The organism is Coprococcus sp. OM04-5BH, assembly GCF_003482105.1.
GTDB lineage: Bacteria > Bacillota > Clostridia > Lachnospirales > Lachnospiraceae > Coprococcus.
In genome coordinates this window covers 199518-222768 of record NZ_QULM01000004.1, presented here as the reverse complement: position 1 = coordinate 222768, position 23251 = coordinate 199518, and the positions used below count along the sequence as shown (strand labels likewise).

The window sequence follows — 23251 nt, the reverse complement described above, 5'->3', positions numbered from 1 at the left end:
GGAAACCTGATGTCAATATATTATGCATTCAGAAGAAATGCCACATAGCCCTTCTTAGTCTCATAAATATCAGCCTTGGATGTCACCTCCCATGGTGCGTGCATGTTAAGTACTGCAACGCCACAGTCAACAACCTCCATGCCGTAGAGAGACAGGATATAAGCTATTGTTCCGCCGCCGCCTATATCAACCTTGCCAAGCTCTGCGGTCTGGTAGCACACCTTCTCATCATCAAGGATCTTTCTGATGGCTCCAAGATATTCAGCGTTTGCGTCATTGGAACCTGACTTTCCTCTTGCTCCCGTGAACTTGTTAAATACCATACCTTCACCGAATATTGCCGCATTGTTCTTATCAAATGCACTGGCAAACGTCGGATCGTAGCCGGCTGATACATCTGATGATAACATTCTTGAAGAAGCAAGACATCTTCTGAGCTTAAGCTCACTGTAATCTGTCAGAGCATTTATGATCTCTGCCACTGTATTCTCAAAGAAATGAGACTGCATACCCGTTGCACCTACGCTTCCGATCTCCTCCTTATCTGTAAGGAGACAGCAGGTGGTCTTCTCAACCTTGTCTGCCTCGATCATGGCTACAAGAGATGTGTATGCACATACTCTGTCATCCTGTCCGTAAGCAAGTATCATGCTTCTGTCTATTCCACAGTCCCTTGCCTTACCTGCAGGAACAACCTCAAGCTCGGCAGATATGAAATCCTCTTCCTTCATGCCGTATTTGTCCTTTATAAGCTCAAGGACATTTGCCTTGACTGCTTCCTTCTCAGTATCCTTAAGAGGAATACTTCCGAATAAGATATCAAGCTCTTCTCCCTCGATAACCTTACTTGCCTTCTTCTCCATCTGGTTTCCTGCAAGGTGTATAAGAAGATCTGTAACACAGAATACCGGGTCATTCTTATCCTCACCAATATTTATGTCAACTACATCGCCATTCTTTTTAGCTACAACACCATGTATGGCAAGTGGAAGTGTAACCCACTGATACTTCTTAATACCGCCATAATAATGGGTATCAAGATATGCAAATCCTTCCTTCTCGTAAAGAGGATTCTGCTTAACATCCATTCTAGGGGAATCTATATGTGCTCCAAGTATGTTCATTCCCTTCTCAATATCCTTTGTTCCGATGTTAAAGAGGGCAACAGTCTTGTTCATCCATACTGCATATACCTTTGAACCCGGCTTAAGCTTCTTCTTTTCATCAATGATATCATTGATATCAACATATCCCGCTTTCTTAACAGCCTTTACTATTTCCTTGACACATTCTCTCTCTGTCTTTCCTTTATTCAGGAACTCTCTGTAATCCTCACACAGGGAATCTAACTCCTTAAGCTCTTCCCTGCCATATTTCTTCCAGGCATTTTCTCTCTTCATAATTTAAATCAGCTTCCTTTCTTCAAGATATATATCATCTTTTTATTATTCTCCAAGTTGCAGATATACCAATCACCGCAATACATATAACGTACGGGATCAGCATTTTACGCGTCAATATCATTTACAATGCTGTCAACCGATCTGGCCATGGACACTCTTCTGATAACAATACAGCTTATGAGCAGCACAACAAAAAAAGCTGCGTAAATGGTGTCAGAGTAAAATCTTGTGAACTTAAAAAGTACAAATCCAAAGCCGCATAAAACACCTGCTATAAGTATGGCAATAGCCATATTAAAAAATACGCTGGCGCTTCCTCTTAGGGCACCGTACTCATCCTCCCACTTAAGCTTAGGATGGGCTGCATCAAGCATAACGCCTATATATGTGCATATGGCAGTACACATAAGTCCTATGACCAGAAGATATATGGTCCGTACCACACCACCATTCATCATCACACTGAATATGATAACACTTATGGCAACAGTAATTCCACTGTAAAGCATACTAACGAAATATTTTATCTTTATCTGCTCCCGGTAATCAAATGGGATATACTTCACAAATGCCAGGTGCCCGCCCTCTCTGGTAAATGCCGTTGAAGCAATACTGTTCATGGCTGTAGCGAAGAAAGCAACACCTATGACCGTAAGCAGCATTATAATGTCAGACGCCACATATCCTGCATGAAGCAGCTTTGTCATGCTCACCATGAAATTCCTTGTGGATGGGATCACAAATATTCCCACTGCCAGAAGAGGCCATATTATATTTACCACTACACAATATTTTCTGTACGCGGGAGTCCTGAACAATATCTTGCACTCCTTCTTTACATAAGCTGCAAATGGTTTCCTTGCCCTGTAATCATATCTGTCCTTTGCCACGCTCTTGCGTCCGCTTCTTCCTGCGGAGCCTGCCATGTACACTCCCTTGAGATAAAGCTTGTCTCCAAGGAATAACATCACGGCAATAAACAGAGCATTTATCCCTACGAATATTATGCCTGCCAGGGCATCTCCCTCACCCAGTGCCTTAAGGAAAAACGGCACAGTAAAGAATATCTTATCCATTATATTCATGAATATATTACTGCCATCCATAAGGCTTTCTATATAGTTGTTTATATTAATACTATCCATCCGGATAAATGAATATACAAATAATCCGCCAAATAAAATCGTTGCGATTCCAACCATCAGGTCAACATTCCTGAACGCCTTTACCTTCGAGAAGAATGCCATTGCTATAAGGGCAAATATTCCGCAGTACACAAGGGGAAGCACCGGAAGAAGGAACACTCCGAGCACCGCCGTTATAATTGATACCACATTCTTAGGGCCGGCAATAAAGAAACCTATAAATCCGCTTATGAGTATTACAAACTCCATTACACTTTCTGCCAGATATGAATAGGTAAACTTGGCTGCCACAATCTCAAAAGGCTTCACCGGAAGGGGAAGAAGCTGTTCAATATCCGATGAGAAATACAACACATTAAATATGACCATTACGGAGAATATTACTCCGAATACAGACAGAAGCAATATCACCAGCTCCAGTCCCTCTGTCATTCCCCCTGATTCCATAAGTGCCTGGGTCATTACATTTACCACAAGCCCTACGATAAAACAGCAGGGAAGCATTATGGCAAGCATCGCAAGGCTTCCGGCTATCTCATAGGATTTATTCTTCTTGCCGTTTTCATTTACCACAAGCTCTGAGTTCTTTCTTATTACGTTAAGTAAAACACGATAATTTTTCATTAAGTCTCCTACCTGTCATTGAATATATGTCATTATATAAACCGTTTGAAATCCTGCAAGATTTATTCCTGTGTCATGTCAATGAATATATCCTCAAGAGATTTATTCTTATGCTTCTCACAAAGCTCCTCAAGGGTTCCCTGATATATACTCTCGCCCTTCTTTATCATAATTATCCTGTCGCAGAGCTTCTCTGCCACCTCAAGAACATGGGTAGAAAAGAATACACAATTGCCCTCATCTGCATGTTCACGCATCATCTTCTTAAGCTCGTAGGCTGCATTCGGATCCAGTCCCGTCATAGGCTCATCAAGGATCCATACAGGCGGTTTATGTACAAGAGCTCCGATTACCATCATCTTCTGTCTCATGCCATGGGAATATCCAAGCATTTTCTTGTTAAGGCTGTCTTCCATTCCAAAGCGGTCAGCCATCTGCTCTATACGCTTCTTCCTGTCAGCCTCCGACACTCCGTATATATCTGCTATGAAATTAACATATTCAGATCCTGTGAGATGGAGAAATATATCAGGATTATCCGCTATATATCCGATAGCTTGCTTAGCCTTTACCGGCTCCTTTTCTATGTCTGCTCCATTTATTGCCACTGTTCCCGAGGTGGGTCTAAGTATACCTGTAAGCATTTTTATGGTTGTAGTCTTTCCGGCACCATTCTGACCTACAAAGCCCACGATCTCACCCTTATTTATATCAAAGCTTAAGTTATCCACAGATACGAAATCCCCTCCGTAGACCTTCCTTAAATTGCTGGCTTTTATCATCCCCTATATCCTTTCTGTGATGTTTTTATTTATGTTATATGCCTCCCATTCCATACCGCAGAAAGCACGTCTGTCACGGTCAAAGTCTTACCTTCCTATTCTAACACATAATGGGAGATATTCATAGAAAATATGAATCTCTCCCATTGTTTATAAAATCCTACCCGAATGATATGCTGTCGTTCAGGTTAAAGGAATACAGCACCTTCTCCTTCACAGGAAGTCCCGTAAGCTTACTGATTATATCCGCATACATATCAAGCTGGACATGATACATATCCTTTAGCTTTTCAAGACTGTCTACCCTGTCGGTCTTGTAATCTATTATAACAAGTCCACCATCCTCTATAAAATAAGCGTCTATTATTCCCTGTACAAGTATCATTTCATCAGCATCACCGCAATTTCTGCCATAGATGTCGCCTGCTTTAACTCCATAGTAAAACTGCTGCTCCCTGTACAGCTCACCTCTTTCACCGGCTGCTGCCATACGTCTTCCAAGGTCGCTGCACAACATTCTCGAAAGTCTGTAAATGCTTATATACGGGCGAAGCTCCTCATCGAATATTCCCAGTTCAAAGAAGCCGTCAACCTGGGCTTGCACCTCTTCCCTGCTGCCCCGGTCAAGATCAAGAAGCTCCATACACTTATGCATGGCAGTTCCTATATCACTGCCCTTTATCTTGCCTTCACGTTCAATTTTATCGGAAGCCTTATCTTCGCCTTCTGTTTTTTCAATTTCATCTGAAGATTTATCTTCACCTTCTGCATTCGCTGTTTTATCGGAGAATCTCAGTTCGGTTCCTTCATTTTCCTCGCCCCGATTCTTCATACGCTTTATCTCGGTTACAGACAGCTTGCTCTTTATATTGCTGTTGGCATATGGATATTTGAAGTCTACAGAGCCTTTAATCTCATTGTAGATATCCTGATCTATGTTGTCAGTATCTATAAGCTCTGATCTCTCAGCTATATTCTTCACTGCCCTGAAGTCTCTCTCCGTCACAATATCCCGGGCTTTTAGAACCTTTATGCTGATATTCCCATCCTCATGGCTTTCAAGGGCAGCAATATCACTTCTTGCCATCAATATCCAGTCAAGATAGCTTCCCGCAGAAAGCTTACTCAGATAACTGATGTGTCCCTCAGGATCCTTTGCAGTTCTTGACATGGCCTCCAGGTAACCATAAGCTTCCTTGACACAGCCTGTCATATAAAGCTTCTCCTTCGCTCTGGTTAATGCAACATAAAGGATACGCATTTCCTCACTGTAATACTCCCTGGTCATGAACTGGACAAATGCACTTCTCATAAAGGTATCCTTCTGCTTTATCCTCTTTACCGGATCGATGGCATGACAGGCAAGATAATAGTCAGGATGTACATAGACAGGCTTTCTGGCATCCAGGTTCATTAGTTTTTTATGTAAACCTGACACAAATACCACCTTGTACTCCAGTCCCTTACTTTTATGCATGGTCATCAGTCTTACCACATCATCCTCATCGGATATGACATTCGCCTCGGCGAAATCCACCTCATTTACCTTAAGTCTCTCCATATATCTTATGAAGTTAAAAAGTCCCTTGTATATGCTGTCCTCGTACTTATCAGCCTTATCTATGAGCATGTCGATATTCGCCTGACGCTTCTTTCCCGCTCTCATGGCTCCCACATACCAGTAATACCCGGTCTTATCAAGAACATAATTTATTATCTCGCTGATTGACATATAATTTTTATGCTCTTTAAGATACAGAAGAAGGTCAAGAAATTCTGCAAGCTTCGCTGCTGTGTCATCATTATGCAAGTTTACATAACTACAAATCTTGTCATACAGATCTGCGTTCCTGTATGTCACTTCTACAGAACCTGTATGTCCGGCTTCACCCAAGCCTGTATTTTCAGTTTCGCCTGAACCGGCATCCGCCGCTTCCATGTCTCTCCTATATGAGCCAACCACCAAGGCAAGCTCATTGGAGTCCATATTCCCTATAGGTGATCTCAGCACTGCCGCCAGCTCATAATCAAGATGGGCATTATCGATAACCGCAAGCATTGACAGGAGCACACGGATCTCCGTAGCGTCAAAATATCCATTGTCACTCTCCTGATAGAGGGGTATCCCATACTCCTCAAACACATAATCATAGGTCGTGGATATGTCCTTAACCCCACGCCGGAGTATGGCGATATCTCCGTATCTGACCTTCCTGAACAGGGTATTTCCCTGTTCGTCCTCTCCGTCTGTGACCATAAGGGGATCCGGACCATCCACGATCTCCTTTATCTTTCTGGCAATGGCAACAGCCTCTGTCTCATTCTTGTCAAGAGTACCTGTCACACTACCGGTCTCAGCCTCTTTGTCATCCATATCTATAAGCAACAGCTCGGATCTGTATGTATCCCTGTTAAGCTCCGGTCTTATAAGTCCCGGCTTTAAGCTTGCCGCCTCATCATACTCTATCTCTCCAAGATCTGCCCCCATTATCCCTGCAAATATACTGTTGACTGTATTTAATATTATCTCAGAGCTTCTGAAATTATTTGACAGCAGTATACGCTTGTGATCCTCATCCCCCGGGGCACCATAGGTATTGTACTTCTTTATGAACAGGTCAGGTCTTGCCATTCTGAAACGGTATATGCTCTGCTTCACATCTCCAACCATGAACATATTATCTATTCCCTCACCATGACCGGATATACATTTGATTATATCCTCCTGAAGGAAATTACTGTCCTGATACTCGTCAATGAATATCTCCCGGTACTGCTCCGAGATCCTGTTGCCCACAACGGAAGGGATACAGTTTCCCTCGCTGTCATAGCCGTCGCACACCACAGACAGGGCAAATTGTGCTATATCCGAGAAGTCAAATATATTCTTGTCCCTCTTAGCCTCAAGCAGCCTGTCCCGATAGCCATCTGCTATCCTTACCAGCGTGCTCATGAGATTTCCGATATACTTCTGCTCCAGCAGTATGGTATCCACATCCTTCTTTAGAAAAAGTCCTGTAACCGTATCCTTGTATTTCTTCCTGCCCTTTGTGATATAGTCCACAATGTCCGGATCGGAATCCGCAGGCTTCCTTGCCATCCTTGGGAATTTAATGTCCCGGCCTGCAAGTCTGCTTACCGACTTCACACAGCCTACGCTCTCTATAAGACCTATATCCTCAAGAAGAGTTCCCTCATAGGTATAAGGTCCTCCCGGCAGATTACACATATCTATATAACCCCTTATGTCAAGCACCACGGACTTAAGGGTATTGTTTACATTTTCAAGATAATCCTTCATCCACGGAGTCTCATCAAGCTCCTCCACAGTGTTTATCTCCAGTGCCTTAAGGGCGTTCCTGTACCATCTCTTGGGATCGGGATAGCTGTCTGCCACCTTCACTACATCCCTTATCATATTCTCAACAGCCATATCGGAGTGTTTCCTGGAAAAACAGTCCACCAGATCATAAAAGTCACTGTCCCCACTGCCATAAAGCTCTTCCATGTAATCCTTCATAACATCCCCTGCCAGAAGCTCCAGCTCTCCGGGATCTCCTATGCTGAAGGAAGAATCAAGTCCCACCACATTGAAGTTCTCCTTCACAATGTTAAGGCACAAGCTGTCTATGGTGGTTATATCTGCCCTGTGTATCAGGGATAACTGCTTTATAAGGTGCTCATCAAAAGGTCTCTCCTCCACCTTTTTCTCAAGGGCAGCCTCGATCTTCTCCTTCATCTGGGAAGCCGCAGCCCTGGTAAATGTCACCACCAGAAGCTCATCTATATCTATGCCGCAAGAAGCACCATCCTCACTCTCATCTCCAAGCACCATCCTGATTATCCTTTCAACCAGAACAGCAGTCTTACCGGAGCCTGCCGCCGCTGATACAAGAAGGTCGCCGCCTCTGGAGGTAATAACATCACTCTGTCCCTTTGTCCACTTCATGGGCTGCACCTCCTTCCTCAAACACACTGTATTTCACGGAATTTCCTCCGTACTTCACATCAAATCTGCACACATTCCTTCCGGGACAATAATCACAGGCATTTGACTTATTTAAAGGGCTGTTGCTTATATCACCCCTGACCATCATGTTGCCTATGGCACCTATATTCTCCCTTGTGGTCTCAATAAGATTATCTATCTGCTCCCTTGTAAGGGTGCTCTCGGTATTCTTTATACCATCTGTCTTAAGGGACACGGGAACAGCCGTTGTCATGGTCCTGTCAAGAAGCTTTATCACGTCAGTGCTTGAATGAACAAATCCCTTCATCTTAAGACTGTTCATAGCCGCCTCCTCATGATCTTCATCATCAAGGCTTCCGTCTATTATAGGGTCGTCAAAGGCATAGTACAGTATGCCTGCCATATCAACATCATGATCCCTGTAATTTGCCCTTACCAGTTCCCTCACTATTCCCGAATAGGCAATAAGCTGCAGCTTCCTTGCCTGGATTATCTCATCAAACTTTACATCCATGGAGGAAGATTTGTAATCCACCAGCTTCACATACACAATTCCGTCCTCCAAAACCATATCCGCCCTGTCGATCTTACCTGTAAGGGACATCTTCATACCATTTTCAAGTATATAGTTATATCCCGAGTCCTTGATCCTCTCGGAATTAAAGGTCTCCTCGATCATAACAGGCTTCATGCTTCCAAGCTTTATCTGACGCTGGAGCACCTTCATGGTTCTTAAGGATATACGCTCCAGCATATGATACATGTATTCATTTCTGGCAACATCCCGGAAGAAGCTTCCACTGACACTTTCTGCCGCCTCAGCCAGAGCCTTCTTCACCAGATCATCCCTGAGTTCATCATCTATGGTGTTCCAGTCATTATTATGGTGATCCTTTACATTATAGAACACCTTTTCCATTACACTGTGTAATATGGTTCCCACATTGCGGCTGTCCACCTCATAGGTGTCACGCTCATTAAGTCCCAGCCCGTATCTGAGGAAGTATTTGAAATTGCACTCTGCAAATGTCTCAAGCCTGGACACCGACTGCTTAAGCTGTTCTCCGTACAACAGCTTCACCGTCTCATTGCTTAAAGGCTTCTCCGTATTCACATACCTGGCACCCTTAAGCATGGCATTAATATATGTATCAAAGCCCTGCTCCCTTAATATCCTGGCATAGGTATTATTAAGCACCTGCTTATCCCTGTTCCAGATGTTGCCTGTAACATATCTTAAGGCAGCCCCAATATTGCCGGGCCTCCGTTCCATGGGATCATACTCATTGATCTTAATGTCTTCGAAAAGATTTGTTATTCTGGTTATAAGATACGAAGGCTTCATGGCCTTAAGGGACTCACTCACCTTTCTGTAGGACAGGTAAAACCTGTCCGAAGGCTTTGTGATGGCAAGATAGATATAAAATTGCTCCACAAATGCATTTATCTTCTCTGACGGAGCAAGCTTTATGGACTTCGCCTCGAGAGTTTCCCTGTCAGTATCCGACAATATCCTGCCCTTTTTGGCAGCCTTCGGGATTATGCCTTCATTTGCACCGGTAAGGAACAGCACCTTTATATGGTTAAGTCTCGATCTGGTTATATCTCCAATGACAACCCTGTCGGTGGTCGGCGGTACAGTACCTATCTCAAGCTCTGAAAGTCCCACATCAACTATGTCGTAGAACTCCTTTATCTTCATTTTCTCAGTGCCGATAAGCTCATCTATCTTGTCGAATAAATTCTCAAGCTTCTCATAAACCTGTCCATATACCTCCGCCTCCGAAAGTCTTCCGGATCCTGTAAGTTCCTTGCACCTAAGCTCCAGCTTGTCCTCCATGTGGATATATTTCACAAATGCCCTCAGACCGTCAACATAGTCCTTCACTGTAGCATTCCGCTTTTTAAAGCAATTAGTTATGTCAACCAAAGTTGCCATAAACTCCTGCCGGCAGCCCTCAAGACTCACAAACGGATACTTCTCATATTTCTCCGGTATCTCCCGGTTCCATGCGGCATACCCTCTGACATTGCGTTTTATAATATAATTCTCCAGATACTCAATGCTGTTGTTATCTATTCCAGTCATCCCCGCCTTAAGATATCTCATGACACTGTCGTAGGAGAAGTTCTCACTGTACAGGGATATTACACTTCTTATGGTTTCAGTGAAGGGATTTGCCCCAAGGACAGTATTCGTATCTATATATACCGGAATACCATACTCCTCCATTATCTTGCTGTAGCCGTGGACCGCAGTCTCCAGATCTCCCGCAACAACCGCTATATCCCTGTAACGATATCTGCCGCTCTTCACCAGCTCACTTATCTTATCCGCCACAAAACGTATCTCATTGTTAAGGTCGGAAGAAGCCCACATCTCTATGTTATGTAAACTTTTCTTATACTTCTTATAGGGGAATCTGAATATCTGGCTCTCCAGATGGGCAAGCTCAGGGTTGTCCGAGAACCTGTTTGCAGAATCTGTTCTCATCAGAACAGGAGGAAGTATCTCACAGGCCGCCTCCATGGCCATGTGGGTTATATCCTTTACCGACTGCTTGCTGAGATAAAACAATTCATAGGGCTTTATGGCAGCAAGGGATATATCATCAGGATCCATGGTAAATGAAAATGTCATATCAGGACATATGCCCATAAGCTCGCCTATAAGCTTCATCTGAACCGGGGTAAAGCCTGTAAACCCATCAAAATAAAGGGTGCTGTTCCTCATTATCCGGGAACCTGACACCACGGGTATAAGCTTCTCAATAAGCTGCTCGGCCACAATATACGCCCTGCCGGTCTCCTCAGTAAAACCGTCATACACACACAGAAGATCTGCCAGCTTCTTATACAGCACAGACTCCGGGTCAAGCCCCTCCATAACCTGTGCCACCTGATCTCTTGTGATACCGTACTGGAACAGCTCAGACATCATGGACTTCATCTCATCAACAAAGCCGATCTTCCCTGCACATCTGCCATAGACCATAAGCTCATCCCTGTGGTTATCAAGAACCTTTTTTATGAGCATGCTTTTACCGAAATCCATGAGCACAGACTCCACAGGCTCATTTAACTCGTCAAATATCCTGTAGCACATCCTGTTAAAGCCAATGGCGTCAATATTTAATATCCCTCCGTTGGGATGTCTCGCCACCAGATCTCTCTGAGCCTCCATAGTATACTGCTCCGGAACAACAAGATAATAATTCCTGTCCGGATGTTCCATGGACGCCTCTATTATTCTTCTGTATATCTCCTCCGATTTACCTGAACCGGATACACCAAAAACAAACTGAACCGACATTATGCCTCCTGATATTTCATGTCATAAAAAAGGGGAAAATTGTATTCATATTCTCCCATACCCCCGAATAAAGTATAGTATTAAACTTATATATTACGGGAGAATACTCATGGCAAATACTAAATTAATCGTGCTTAAATCCAAAGAAATCCTGTACACGGCTGTGTTTATAGGGCTTGTGGTACTGATGATAATAATATTAAAATCCATGTTCAAACCATCTGCCGACAGAAAAAACGATCAGGCCGGTAACTCAGCCACCAAAGAAACAGCCACCGTCCAGCCTGATGGAGACTCTGCAACAGAGGATGAAGCCGTGGCTGACACAACTGATACAGGGGACATGTCAGGTGTACATTACAAGCCCGGAACCTACAGTGCAACCCTGTCAATGGGTGACGGCTCCTTAAGTGTAATGGTCACATGTAATGAAGAATCCGTAACCTCCGTATCTCTGTCCAACATGGATGACGCGGTCAAGACCATGTATCCTCTTATGGAAGAAACCATACAGGATATAAACACCCAGCTTGAATATGTAAATTCCATTGATGACATAACCTGTTCATCTGACAACGTGTACACCACATCCGTCATATGTAACGCCATTAAGGAAGCCCTTACAGCAGCAGTGGTTGAATAGTCTGCTGCCTAGTGCTTCTTCACAATATCATCCTTATCCTTGTAGATACTGTCTGATGGCACATAGCCTCTTACTCTTGACAGAGGATAGATATTAGTGTGGCTTCCCACTACTGTACCGGGATTAAGCACGCTGTTACAACCAACCTCTACATAATCACCAAGCATGGCACCAAACTTCTTCATTCCTGTCTCAAGCTTGAAGCCATCACCATTTACACATACAAGGGTCTTGTCTGACTTAACATTTGAAGTGATACTTCCGGCTCCCATATGGGAATGAAATCCAAGGATAGAGTCTCCCACATAATTGTAATGTGGCACCTGCACATTGTTGAATATGATAACATTCTTAAGCTCTGTGGAATTACCTATAACGCAGTTCTTACCCACAAGAGCATTACCTCTGATGAAGGCTGATGGTCTCACCTCTGTTTTCTCACCTATGATACATGGTCCGGTAATACTGGCGGTTTCATATACCTTACAGGTCTTATGGATCCAGATATCATCAGCCCTCTTGTCATACTCATCCTCACTTAATGTGGCTCCTATCTTAAGTATGTAGTCCTTAATAAGGGGCAGTGCCTCCCATGGATATACGAGGCTGTCAAGCAGCTCCTTCGCCATTGTCTCGTCAAGCTCCTTATATAATTCCTTTATTGTCACTCTGTTTTCTACTGCTTCCATCATCATTTCCTCCTGTGATCATTTATATAATATAGGTTATTGATCATTTCTTATAATACTTCTTCGCCCGGTCAAATACTGTCGTTATGCGGTTCTGATTGTTGATCTTCTTCACCATATCGGTATACCTGATCACAAACGAAGTCATCTTATCAGTATATTCCTGCTCGGATATACTTCCGTCAGCCACACCGCACAACCCCTTCTCCCAGGACGCTGTAAGGTCCGCCCGCAACAATCCGTTGATGGAATAATATACAATATCATAGATCACCTCTCCAAGAAGTGTCGGTGTAACGATCTGTGTCTTTTTGTTAAGAGATATGTATTTGTTATTCACCAGCTTGGTTATTATTCCGTCTCTTGTGGCACTGGTTCCAATCCCCGCACCTTTGATCTGCTCTCTTAAGGTTTCATCCTCGATGAACTGGCCGGCATTCTCCATGGTAAGGATAAGAGAACCGGAGTTATACCTCTTAGGAGGTGTGGTCTCACCCTCCTTAACCTGAAAGCTGTTCACCTGAAGGATGTCTCCCTTCTTCACCTTGCCGCATGCCTCAACAAATTCAGGGCTGTACTTCTCTTCATCCTTCTTCTTGGAATAGCTGTTATCTGCCACCTTAAGATACCCCCGGTCCATAAGATATTTGAAATTGGCAAATAAATGCTCGCCATTCTTAAGTACCTCCAGAGCAGTCTTCTTATAAACCGCCGCAGGGTAGAATATACTTAAAAATCTCCTGCATATTATCTCATACACCTTTTTATGGATATCAGACACACCATTTAACGCAGCCTGTCCCTGCCCGGTAGGAATGATTGCATAGTGATCTGTGATCTGCTTGTCATTCACATACCTTGTGGACGCTATCTTTTTATAGCTTCCCATCTGCAGCACCTCGGCAGCATAGCCCTGCATATTCTGTACCCTTGTCAGACCATTTATGTTCTTATATATCTCCTTGGCAACTGCCGTGGACAATACCCTGGCGTCGGTTCTCGGATATGTCACAAGCTTCTTCTCGTAAAGCTCCTGAACTATCTTAAGAGTGTCGCTGGGACTTATCTTAAAAAGTGTGGAGCAGTCATTCTGAAGCTCCGCCAGATTATATAACAACGGTGGTGCCTTCTTCTCCTGCTTATTGGTCACGAAAAGCACCCTGGCGTCCATTCCGCCTGCATTAAGCTCCTCTATAAGCTTCTCGGCGTCCTCTTTTTTCTTAAAGCCGTTCTCCTTATACAAAAGCGGGGACTGAAAATATTTTGTGTCCTTCACAGCCTTCCACTCTGCGTCAAACTGTCCGTCTGACAGTGCAATATTTCCCACAACACGATAGAAAGGAGTCTTGACAAACTCCCTTATCTCCCGCTCCCTCTTAACGATTATTCCAAGGACACAGGTCATCACCCTGCCTACAGCTATGACACACTTGTCCAGGCCCAGATAACTCTTCACCACATAGCTGTACTTAAGTGACAAAGCTCTGGAGAAGTTTATACCCATAAGGTAGTCCTCCTTCGCCCTGAGGTATGCGGCGTCACTTAAGCTGTTATACTCTGATTCCGGCCTGGCCTCTCTGATGCCTCTGAGTATCTCCTCCTCAGTCTGGGAGTCTATCCATACACGACGCTTATCCTTATCAGGATGTCCCGCCATGTCGTCCACAAGCCTGTATATGTACTCTCCCTCACGTCCGGAGTCAGTGCACACATATATACAGCCTACATCCTCTCTGTTCAGGAGCTTCTTCACTATGTTAAACTGCTTGGCAACAGCAGGTATAACCTCGTATTTGTATTCTTTCGGAACAAACGGAATAGTGTCAAGGCTCCACCGCTTAAGCTTCTCATCATAGGCGTCCGGGTAACTCATAGTGACAAGATGTCCTACGCACCAGGTAACGATAGAGTCCTCCGACTCAAGATATCCATCTCTTCCATTTCCATTAACATGAAGCACATCAGCGAATTGTCTTGCCACGCTGGGCTTCTCTGCTATATATAAATTCTTCAAATATTACCTCCGGAATTTTTTCATTTCTCTCCATTATATATCAAACAGAGCTTTTTTGAAACAATATAAGCAAAAAATCGAGCAGGCAGAAGCCTGCTCGATACATATGATAACCATCACCCTTTTATTAATGTTACATTCCTGACACATACATGAATACCAGCGGCAGCACTACGATCAAAAGTGCTCCACCAAGCATATAAAATGTATTCTTAACCTTCTTTCCTATAAAGACAAACAATACCGACAACAGGGCAAATATCAATATTCTCACAAGCTGCACTATGATCAGATACTGTAATATCGTCACATTAAAAGCTGTCTCTCTCATACTGTACAGGCTGTAGATACTGTAACCGCTGCCTTCAAGGTCTATGTTCTTCGTGATCCACAAGAACTCCGTCCCATAGATAGCCACATAAGCAAACACAAGAACAGCAACCGACTTTATTGTCTTTATGCTATCTAACGTCCTGTATTTCTCTGTAGTCATCACCAGTTCATTTATCTTATCCTTGTAATCTGACAGATACATAAATGACAGGATTATAAATCCAAATGTCAGAAACATTATGGCATTAAGTCTGCGGGATTCTACTGATTTATCCCCAATAAGCAGATCATAGCCTCTGTCATACACGAAGCCAAGCTCCGCTCCATCATTGTCCTTATTCTTTTCAACAACATACTCAACATACTCTCTGCACCGGTCAAACCCCGGTTCTTTATTTAACTGTTCCTGGATACTGTCATTTGCCCTGTTATACTTATCATAGGATATCTCTCCGGCATCATATTTCTGAATTACTTCTTCATATTCAAGTCTGAGTTTATCAAAATTCTCTTTCTCCGACTCCAGATAATCCATCTTTTCTTCAGTGACATCTCCGGCGATTTGGTTTACATAATACCTATAGTAAATTTCACTGATCCCCCATTTCATGGTCTTACCATAATACATATAGCCTATTATGAACACCAGAAGCAACAGAACGAATATCATTTTATATCCAATCCACAGCTTATAAGACTCCAACGCCCCAAGCCCCCGGATCCTGTAGCCTCCAAAAAGCCTTGCCTTCAGTCTGCTTCCAATCATTATCTGATTATAGTAGATCTCCTTGTTCATGAAATATACGCACGAAATACATATGCCAACAACAATGATTACTACAAATATAATTATGTCAACCATAATTGCACTTACGGCATTATTAAATATATTGTAATTCAGGTATCCGAAGAACCTTTCACTATTAAATATGCTGCCTCCAAACACTCTGTATCCAAGCTCATTTCCAGCCAGCTTCGCCACCCCTGATGCAGCACCTGCCAAGGCGACTATTATGATGCATTTCACAAAGGCCATAGCTTCATTTGCCGATATCATGTTCATAAGCATTATCAGGGAAAGTACGGCAAGAAGCCCTATATACTTACACAGGAAATCTGCCAGCATAAACTGATATATATTCATCCTGTAGCCGAAATCAATATAGTCTGCCAGACTTTGTACCGGCAGGCTCTTATCCACTGCACCATACATGATCTCGGTTATAAATATATCGGATACATACACACACGCCCACATCAGAAGCAGTATTATTGCGGATGCGAGGTACTTGCCTATGACGAGCCTGCTGTCGCCCTTCCTTGTTGTCTTATACAGGTTAAGAAGACCATTCTTCTTATCTCTCATCACACCTTCTATAGACAACACTGCTGCAAATATAACCACCACTATGATCATTCCATAATATCCGAAAAATCTGCATATTCCACGTGATCCAAAGAACTCAGGCTGAACACCCTTAAGCTTGGCATAAGCCTGTTTTGTCTTCTCTATATTGTTAATAGAATATCTGCTCTGGAATATAGATATATCTCTGTTATTATCCGCCTCAGTCTGTACCTTCTCAAGATAAATATCATAATCAGCCACTGCCATATATTCATCAATTATGTCCTGGGCTTCACCGGACTCCTGGGCTTCCATGAGGATATCACCAATCTCAAGTTCTCCTGTGTTTATCCTGTTGCACATATCCCTGTATGTGGAATGATCCAGCGTATCAGCATTAATATACAGAACATAAAATACACCATTCAGAAACAAAAGTATCAAAAAGGCCATCCAGATCTTACGGTTATGCAGCATATTTCTAAGTTCATTAACTAAACATACCATATCCTACCTCCTATTTAAGCTCTGTCTCTTCAAACACCTTCATGTATACTCCTTCAAGTCCCTGATCCGGATCAACCCCCATCTTTTCTACCAGCTTGTCCGGTGCATCAGCCTCCGCAACCTTTCCTTCCTTCTGAAGTACTATACAATCCGCAATACTTTCTATGTCCTGTACAACATGGGTAGCAACAATAATTATCTTGCCTGCAGAATTATCATGTATAAGATTTCTGACATGTATCCTCTCCTTAGGATCAAGTCCTGCAGTCGGCTCATCAAAGATCATTATATCCGGATCTCCAAGAAAGGTCTGGGCAATAAGCAGACGCTGCTTCATACCTCCGGAATATGTACCGATCTTCTTATCCGCCACAGATATAAGATTTACCTTCTCAAGATAGAACTGTATCTTGTCATCAAGGCTTTTCCTGTCCTCTCCCTTTAACAATCCCATATAATTAAGGAACTGCCTTCCGGTATAAAACGGATATATAGTCTGCTGCTGCGGCATATAACCTATACGTTTTCTATACTCCTCCTTCTGCTTAAATATATCGTCACCATCCAGAGTGATCTCGCCTCCTGTGGGCTTTACACTATGGGTTATTATCTTAATAAGTGTGCTCTTTCCGGCACCGTTAGGACCCAGTAATCCATATACTCCCTCCTCAAAGGAATATGAGAAATCATCCAGTGCCCTCTTGCTGCCATATTGCTTCGTAATCCCTTTTAACGCCAATTCCATAACCATATCCTCCCCTGTTTGAACAAATCTACCTTTCCCCGATAACTATCCAATCCATAGCATCAAACTGCTTTCTCTGCTCATCTGTGAGATCATCAAGTTCTGTGTAAAAGGTGTCTCTGAACACATCAAAATCCACCACGCCATAATCACTCATATCTTCAGTATAAACAGTTCCAGGCAACATTCCTGTATAATCATGATTATCTATGTATATCCTGTTATGTTCTTCGTCAATATCATGCACATCGGAGATATACGTTCCCTCTTCTGTAAATGTGGTATTCGCTATGTAGTATTTATTATTTTTTATATCATAAAGCAGTTTTTTATAATCTGTGTTCACAACACTTATGTATTCATGCATAATATCTCCATATCCATCTTTTATCCTCATCAGCTCAGTTTCACCAATCTTATCGTCTTTAAATTCATAGATGATCGTATCTGCATCTTCTTCCTGCCCCTTTACAGATGCAATTCCATACTCTTCATTATCCAAAACATTTATCCAATAAACATTTTCCCAACTATCCAAAAGCTGCATCTGATCATCTTCCAGTTTAAAAAGATCAACATTTATATCGGGTTCTGAGCCACTGCTATCGGTACACCAGCTATGTTGTATATATATATTCTTCGAATCCCCCTCTGCAATCTCTAATGCCGAACTATACTGGCTCTCCGAATCGTCATTATATTCATACAAGCATGTACTCTTGTTCCATCTCAGATCATACTTATACAGATAATTATCATGCACCGGATCTGTAAAATCCTTTTCATTTCTGAATTTATACGCTGTGAAATAAATATCCCCGTCTATCGCCTTTACAGACAAAACAGCCCCGCAATCAGCGTTATATATATTCACCCTCTTTGATCCATCACAGGATATGCCATCCAACCTTGCCCCACCGAAAAACTCAACTTCACCATTATCGGAGTTAGCATCAACTACAAAACTTGATACATACACATAGCCATCATAATACATGAACATGTTGGCACCCTCAATATAGGCATTACAGTCCTCTGAATCGTGATTACAATTAGCCTTACTACACACCACGGCACTCTTATGGGTATCTGCATCAAGAAAATATATTTTATTGCCCTTCTTATAATACAGCCCGTCCTCACTGTAGCATTTTAAATAAGTTGCATATGCCGCCTTATCAGGAAATCTCCTCAACAATCGTGGAATTACATACACTCCGGTAGCAATAAGCAGTATTCCTAAAATTACACATGATATAATAATTATTTTTTTCCTCATAGCCCCATCCTTTCACCTTCTAAATATGCACTAAATACAATATATTGACTTTTAATAACACTGACCATGCCCAAGGCACAATGCACCTTGGGCATGGCAATTTATTTAGTTTTTATCTTTTAAATCTTAATATGTTACGCTGCAATATCCATATATCTTTGTCGGATTGCTTACAGATTTAGTTGCAAGCACGGATGCACTAGCTCCAACATCATATGCAGTATTGGATTTAAATCCGGAATTATTCTGAGAAACATAAGATTTAACTACACTGCATTTTGTACTCGCAGTGAATAAATTATACACAGTACCGCTGTCCTTCCACAGTTTCATGGTTCCTAACTCTGCACCAGTTCCTGATTTCCTAACGTAGTATGTATACCCTCCGGATGTGCTTTTTACATCAGTAGTTATAGTTGTTGCATTTACCGGCACTGCCTGAGCCCCCATTGCCATAGCTACAGCCAGTGTACATGTTATTATCTTTTTCTTAATTGAAAACATTGTTTTCCCTCCTTGTACGTAATTATTTTTTCGATACTGAATACAGTATATTTTTTAAGATGTAATGCATTACATTTTAAGCTTACAACATTTTTCGAGTTCTATCAATCCTCTTGGCGTGAACAGCATAAAAATGGTCGTGAACTGCATTTTTATTGCGTTTTTAGTGTTTAATTAAATTATGAGCCGTGATATAATTACCATGATGACATGTTTTAAAGGGATTTTATATAGTCAAGATTATATGTTTGGGAAGAAGTTTTTTAAAGTAGCATTTCACCGCACTATAATCAATACCAATTCTCATATGAGTTTTCTTGCATATTTCAGAGAAACATTTTTGCCATTACTTAATAATATTACTAAATTCAGCCTTCCATTTTATGGGGTTTTATGCTATGGAGGAGAACAATGAGCTTAAGGGTTGCAATACTTGAAGACAACAACGAAGATTTTGAAAATGCCTGCTTATTTATAAGTGAGTGGTCTCAGGAGCGGGGTATAAATACAGCTATAATAAGGTTTACAGATGATCAGATATTAAAAACATTCACAGAAGATAAATTTGATATATTATTTGCAGATATAGATCTTGATCACACCGGTTCCGGTTTCATTATATGCAGAGAATTACGCGAGCTTGGATATCATAACAGTCTGGTGTTCCTGACAAATAACAGGGATTATGCCCTTAAGGGATATGATGTCAGTGCTGCAGGCTACATCTTAAAGCCCCTTTCCCACGACAGCTTATCGGGTGTTATGAAGCGTGCGATAGATACCCAGCTCGGCAATTTCTACTACATAAACGACAGAAGTCATATTACACAGATTGCCTTTGATGACATTGTATGCATAGCAAAGTCGGCACACTATATACATATCTGTACCACTACAGGGCAGACCTACAACGAACGTACATCCCTGTCCGGTGTATTGGCCAAGCTTCCATCCCAATTCGTACAATGCCATAAGTCAAGTATAATCAACATCAGGCATGTTGAACACATACGGGGAAACAACGCATATATGTCAAATGGCCGCAGCCTGCTTATAGGCAGATCATATCTTTCTTCGGTACGCAAGTGTATATCCGGAGCGAAAAAAAACCACCCTGCCTCCGCGTAGGAAACAAGGTGATCTTATAAGCTGTATTATATGTAGATTTATATGTTTTATTCACAAAACCTGTAGCATTAAATGCCGTCCCATAATTTCATATGGACATTACTGCTCAAACAGAAGCTGTTCATATGTTGGGAATGGCCATGCATCCTTAGGAAGCTCCTTCTCAAGTTCATCGGCAGGCTTTCTTACTGCATCGAAGGATCCGAACACCTCATCATGGTAGTACTTAGACCATGCAGGTATGTCATCCTCAAGGGCATGAGCACCGGCAACCTTATCTTCAAGAGCAACTGTAGCAGCCTTAAGTTCTGCAAGCTTCTCTGATATTGTCTTAAGCAATGATATCTGTACTGATGGTTCAATGCCAAGTGCCTTGATCTCGGCTGCACCCTTGGCAAGATCTGCCTGATATTCCATAACTGCCGGAATGATCTCTTCATTTGCCATTTCTATCATTGTAAGTGCCTCAATGTTGATCTTCTTAGCATAATTCTCAAGCATTACCTCTGCTCTGGCTTCAAGCTCTGCCTTATTCATTACACCAAGTCTTTCAAATATTGATACGCTCTTCTCTGAGGCAAGATATGGAACAGCCTCAACCATACATGGTATGTTTGGAAGTCCTCTCTTAGCTGCTTCCTCTACCCACTCTTCTGAATATCCGTTACCATTGAAGATAACTTTCTGATGCGCTGTAAGTAATTCCTTGGTCTTTGCCTTTACTGCTGCCTCGAAGTCATCTGCCTTCTCAAGCTCATCGGCTATCTTCTCCAACTGATCTGCAACTATAGTATTAAGAACCATCATTGGAAATGCTATAGACTGGGTTGAACCAACCATTCTGAACTCGAACTTATTGCCTGTAAATGCAAATGGTGAAGTTCTGTTTCTATCTGTCGCATCCATTGTAAATGTAGGAAGTGTTCTTGTTCCTGATACATATTTCTTGCCCTTAGGAGATTCCTTAGCCTCGCCGCCATTTATGATCTGGTCAACTACCGCTTCAAGCTGCTCTCCAAGATACGCTGAAATAATTGCAGGTGGTGCTTCATTTGCACCGAGTCTGTGATCATTACCTGCTGATGAAGCTGACAGTCTCAAGAGCTCTGCATTCTCATCTACTGCGGCAATAACAGCAGCCAGGAATAACTGGAACTGGAGATTTTTCTCTGGCTCCTTACCAGGATCAATAAGGTTCTCACCTTCATCTGTTGAAATCGACCAGTTGTTGTGCTTACCTGAACCATTTACCCCTGCAAATGGCTTCTCATAAAGCACGCACTCAAGATCATGCTTATGAGCAACTTTTTTCATTGTCTCCATAACCAACTGGTTCTGGTCTGTAGCAATATTTGTTGTTGAGAAGATTGGTGCAAGCTCATGCTGTGCCGGAGCAACCTCGTTATGCTGTGTCTTTGCAAGGATACCGAACTTCCAGAGCTCTTCATTTAACTCTGTCATATAACCTGCGATCTTGTCCTTGATAGATGCAAAGTACTGATCGTCAAGCTCCTGTCCCTTTGGTGGCATTGCACCGAACAATGTACGTCCGCACAGCTTAAGGTCTGTTCTTCCTGCGAATTTCTCCTTATCTACAAGGAAGTATTCCTGCTCAGGTCCAACTGAAGCCGTTACTTTCTTAGCTGTAGTATTTCCAAATAATCTCAGTACACGGATTGCCTGATCACTTATGGCATCCATGGAACGGAGAAGTGGTGTCTTATAATCAAGTGACTCTCCTGTATATGATGTGAATGCAGCCGGGATACAAAGGATACATGTACCTTCTGCTGTTGTCTTGACAAATGCAGGTGATGTACAATCCCATGCTGTATATCCTCTTGCTGAACATGTTGCACGAAGACCGCCTGAAGGGAATGATGAAGCATCCGGCTCAGCCTTTATAAGCTCCTTTCCTGTGAACTGCAGGATAACACCGCCATCACCGACAGTACTTACAAATGAGTCATGCTTCTCTGCTGTTGTCTCTGTAAGTGGCTGGAACCAATGTGTGTAGTGAGTAGCACCAAGCTCCATTGCCCACTCCTTCATTGCTGCTGCAACTGAATCTGCAATAGATGTATCAAGGGGAGCACCCTTATCTATAGTTTCCTTAAGAGATTTATATACTGCCTTTGGAAGACGCTCTCTCATTACCTGATCTGAAAATACATGGGAGCCAAACACGGCTGAAATCTTGTTCATCATACACTTTACTTCCTTTCTGTTGAAACATCCTAATACTACTTCTAAATAACAAAAAAGGTGTCCTCAACTAATGAGAACACCTTTGTTCAAGTTCGTTATTTATTCGATAGCAGTAGGATACTCCTGTATGTCAAAAAAATCAAGTCCTAATTTTAATTCTTAATAAAATTAAGTGGATTGCCGGGTGGGGTTTTGTTTTTAAGGTATATAAAATTTCTATTCATGTACGATGGAATATGTGTAAGTCAAACAGTACATTTTGTATAGTTCTAAAATTTTTATTAACAACCTCATTTATCTTTTTTAACCAGCATTGGCTTGTATGTATTATATAAGATAACTGTCAATCTGCACCTGCCGGATGGCAAGATGGTCACCTACGACCTTCCCTGTATATCCGCCAGTGAAACTGTATCCGAACTTTCGAGAAAGAAAATGTATCTCTTAATCCCCTTCCAACAGGTGCAACTATACAGCCGTATGTTAAAAGCAAAACATTATACAGAAAGAACAAAATTAAAGCTCGCCGAAGCCCTATATCATTTTAAGCTTGACGCAAAAAGGAATTGGATAATCTCCATGAGAATGGTATACTTAATGCAAATGAAGTTGAACT

14 protein-coding genes are annotated in these 23251 nt (G+C 42.2%); 2 read left to right on the top strand and 12 right to left on the bottom strand.

From position 1 onward, the window contains the following. Nucleotides 1-20: 20 nt before the first annotated feature. The 5 genes from DXB54_RS09285 to DXB54_RS09265 all read right to left on the bottom strand — a co-directional run bounded on the left by DXB54_RS09285 (nt 21) and on the right by DXB54_RS09265 (nt 11237). Nucleotides 21-1400, bottom strand: a complete 1380-nt coding sequence (locus DXB54_RS09285) for an aminopeptidase (protein WP_021938592.1) — start codon at nt 1398-1400, stop codon at nt 21-23. 107 nt (nt 1401-1507) lie between these two features. Next, nucleotides 1508-3172, bottom strand: a complete 1665-nt coding sequence (locus DXB54_RS09280) for a hypothetical protein (RefSeq protein ID WP_118695005.1) — start codon at nt 3170-3172, stop codon at nt 1508-1510. A 62-nt stretch (nt 3173-3234) separates the two neighbouring features. Then, on the bottom strand, nt 3235-3954 hold the full coding sequence (locus DXB54_RS09275) for an ABC transporter ATP-binding protein (protein ID WP_021938594.1): 720 nt from the start codon (nt 3952-3954) through the stop codon (nt 3235-3237). Nucleotides 3955-4114: 160 nt separating this feature from the next. Then, the gene (locus DXB54_RS09270; RefSeq protein ID WP_118695004.1) at nt 4115-7903 is read right to left on the bottom strand and encodes a UvrD-helicase domain-containing protein; all 3789 of its coding nucleotides are present in this window, start codon (nt 7901-7903) and stop codon (nt 4115-4117) included. Continuing rightward, nucleotides 7878-11237: a PD-(D/E)XK nuclease family protein gene (locus tag DXB54_RS09265; RefSeq protein WP_118695003.1), complete on the bottom strand. Its 3360-nt coding sequence runs from the start codon at nt 11235-11237 to the stop codon at nt 7878-7880. Before DXB54_RS09265 ends, DXB54_RS09270 begins: the two co-directional genes overlap by 26 nt. 109 nt (nt 11238-11346) lie before the next feature. Between DXB54_RS09265 and DXB54_RS09260 the strand changes: the two genes are divergently transcribed. Beyond that, nucleotides 11347-11880 carry a hypothetical protein gene (locus DXB54_RS09260; RefSeq protein ID WP_021938598.1) on the top strand — a complete coding sequence of 178 codons (534 nt, stop codon included), beginning with the start codon at nt 11347-11349 and terminating at the stop codon, nt 11878-11880. 8 nt (nt 11881-11888) lie between these two features. Here DXB54_RS09260 and DXB54_RS09255 read toward each other — a convergent pair whose 3' ends face one another. The 6 genes from DXB54_RS09255 to DXB54_RS09230 all read right to left on the bottom strand — a co-directional run bounded on the left by DXB54_RS09255 (nt 11889) and on the right by DXB54_RS09230 (nt 19299). Then, nucleotides 11889-12569 carry an acyltransferase gene (locus tag DXB54_RS09255; protein WP_118695026.1) on the bottom strand — a complete coding sequence of 227 codons (681 nt, stop codon included), beginning with the start codon at nt 12567-12569 and terminating at the stop codon, nt 11889-11891. Between the two features lie 43 nt (nt 12570-12612). Further along, the gene (locus DXB54_RS09250; protein WP_118695002.1) at nt 12613-14583 is read right to left on the bottom strand and encodes a DNA topoisomerase; all 1971 of its coding nucleotides are present in this window, start codon (nt 14581-14583) and stop codon (nt 12613-12615) included. 133 nt (nt 14584-14716) lie between these two features. Then, nucleotides 14717-16771: a hypothetical protein gene (locus DXB54_RS09245; RefSeq protein WP_118695001.1), complete on the bottom strand. Its 2055-nt coding sequence runs from the start codon at nt 16769-16771 to the stop codon at nt 14717-14719. A 10-nt stretch (nt 16772-16781) separates the two neighbouring features. After that, complete coding sequence (locus DXB54_RS09240) at nt 16782-17516, bottom strand: ATP-binding cassette domain-containing protein (protein ID WP_158578224.1); 735 nt, start codon at nt 17514-17516, stop codon at nt 16782-16784. Nucleotides 17517-17544: 28 nt separating this feature from the next. Continuing rightward, nucleotides 17545-18795, bottom strand: coding sequence for a hypothetical protein (locus DXB54_RS09235; protein WP_118694999.1), 1251 nt, complete (start codon nt 18793-18795; stop codon nt 17545-17547). A gap of 126 nt (nt 18796-18921) precedes the next feature. Further along, nucleotides 18922-19299: a hypothetical protein gene (locus DXB54_RS09230; protein ID WP_118694998.1), complete on the bottom strand. Its 378-nt coding sequence runs from the start codon at nt 19297-19299 to the stop codon at nt 18922-18924. Nucleotides 19300-19710: 411 nt separating this feature from the next. Here DXB54_RS09230 and DXB54_RS09225 point away from each other — a divergent pair, with 411 nt between their 5' ends. Continuing rightward, nucleotides 19711-20427 carry a LytR/AlgR family response regulator transcription factor gene (locus DXB54_RS09225; protein ID WP_158578223.1) on the top strand — a complete coding sequence of 239 codons (717 nt, stop codon included), beginning with the start codon at nt 19711-19713 and terminating at the stop codon, nt 20425-20427. Nucleotides 20428-20526: 99 nt separating this feature from the next. On the opposite strand, the gene DXB54_RS09220 is transcribed toward DXB54_RS09225, so the two are convergent. Further along, nucleotides 20527-22635: a glutamine synthetase III family protein gene (locus DXB54_RS09220; RefSeq protein ID WP_118694996.1), complete on the bottom strand. Its 2109-nt coding sequence runs from the start codon at nt 22633-22635 to the stop codon at nt 20527-20529. Nucleotides 22636-23251 lie beyond the last annotated feature (616 nt).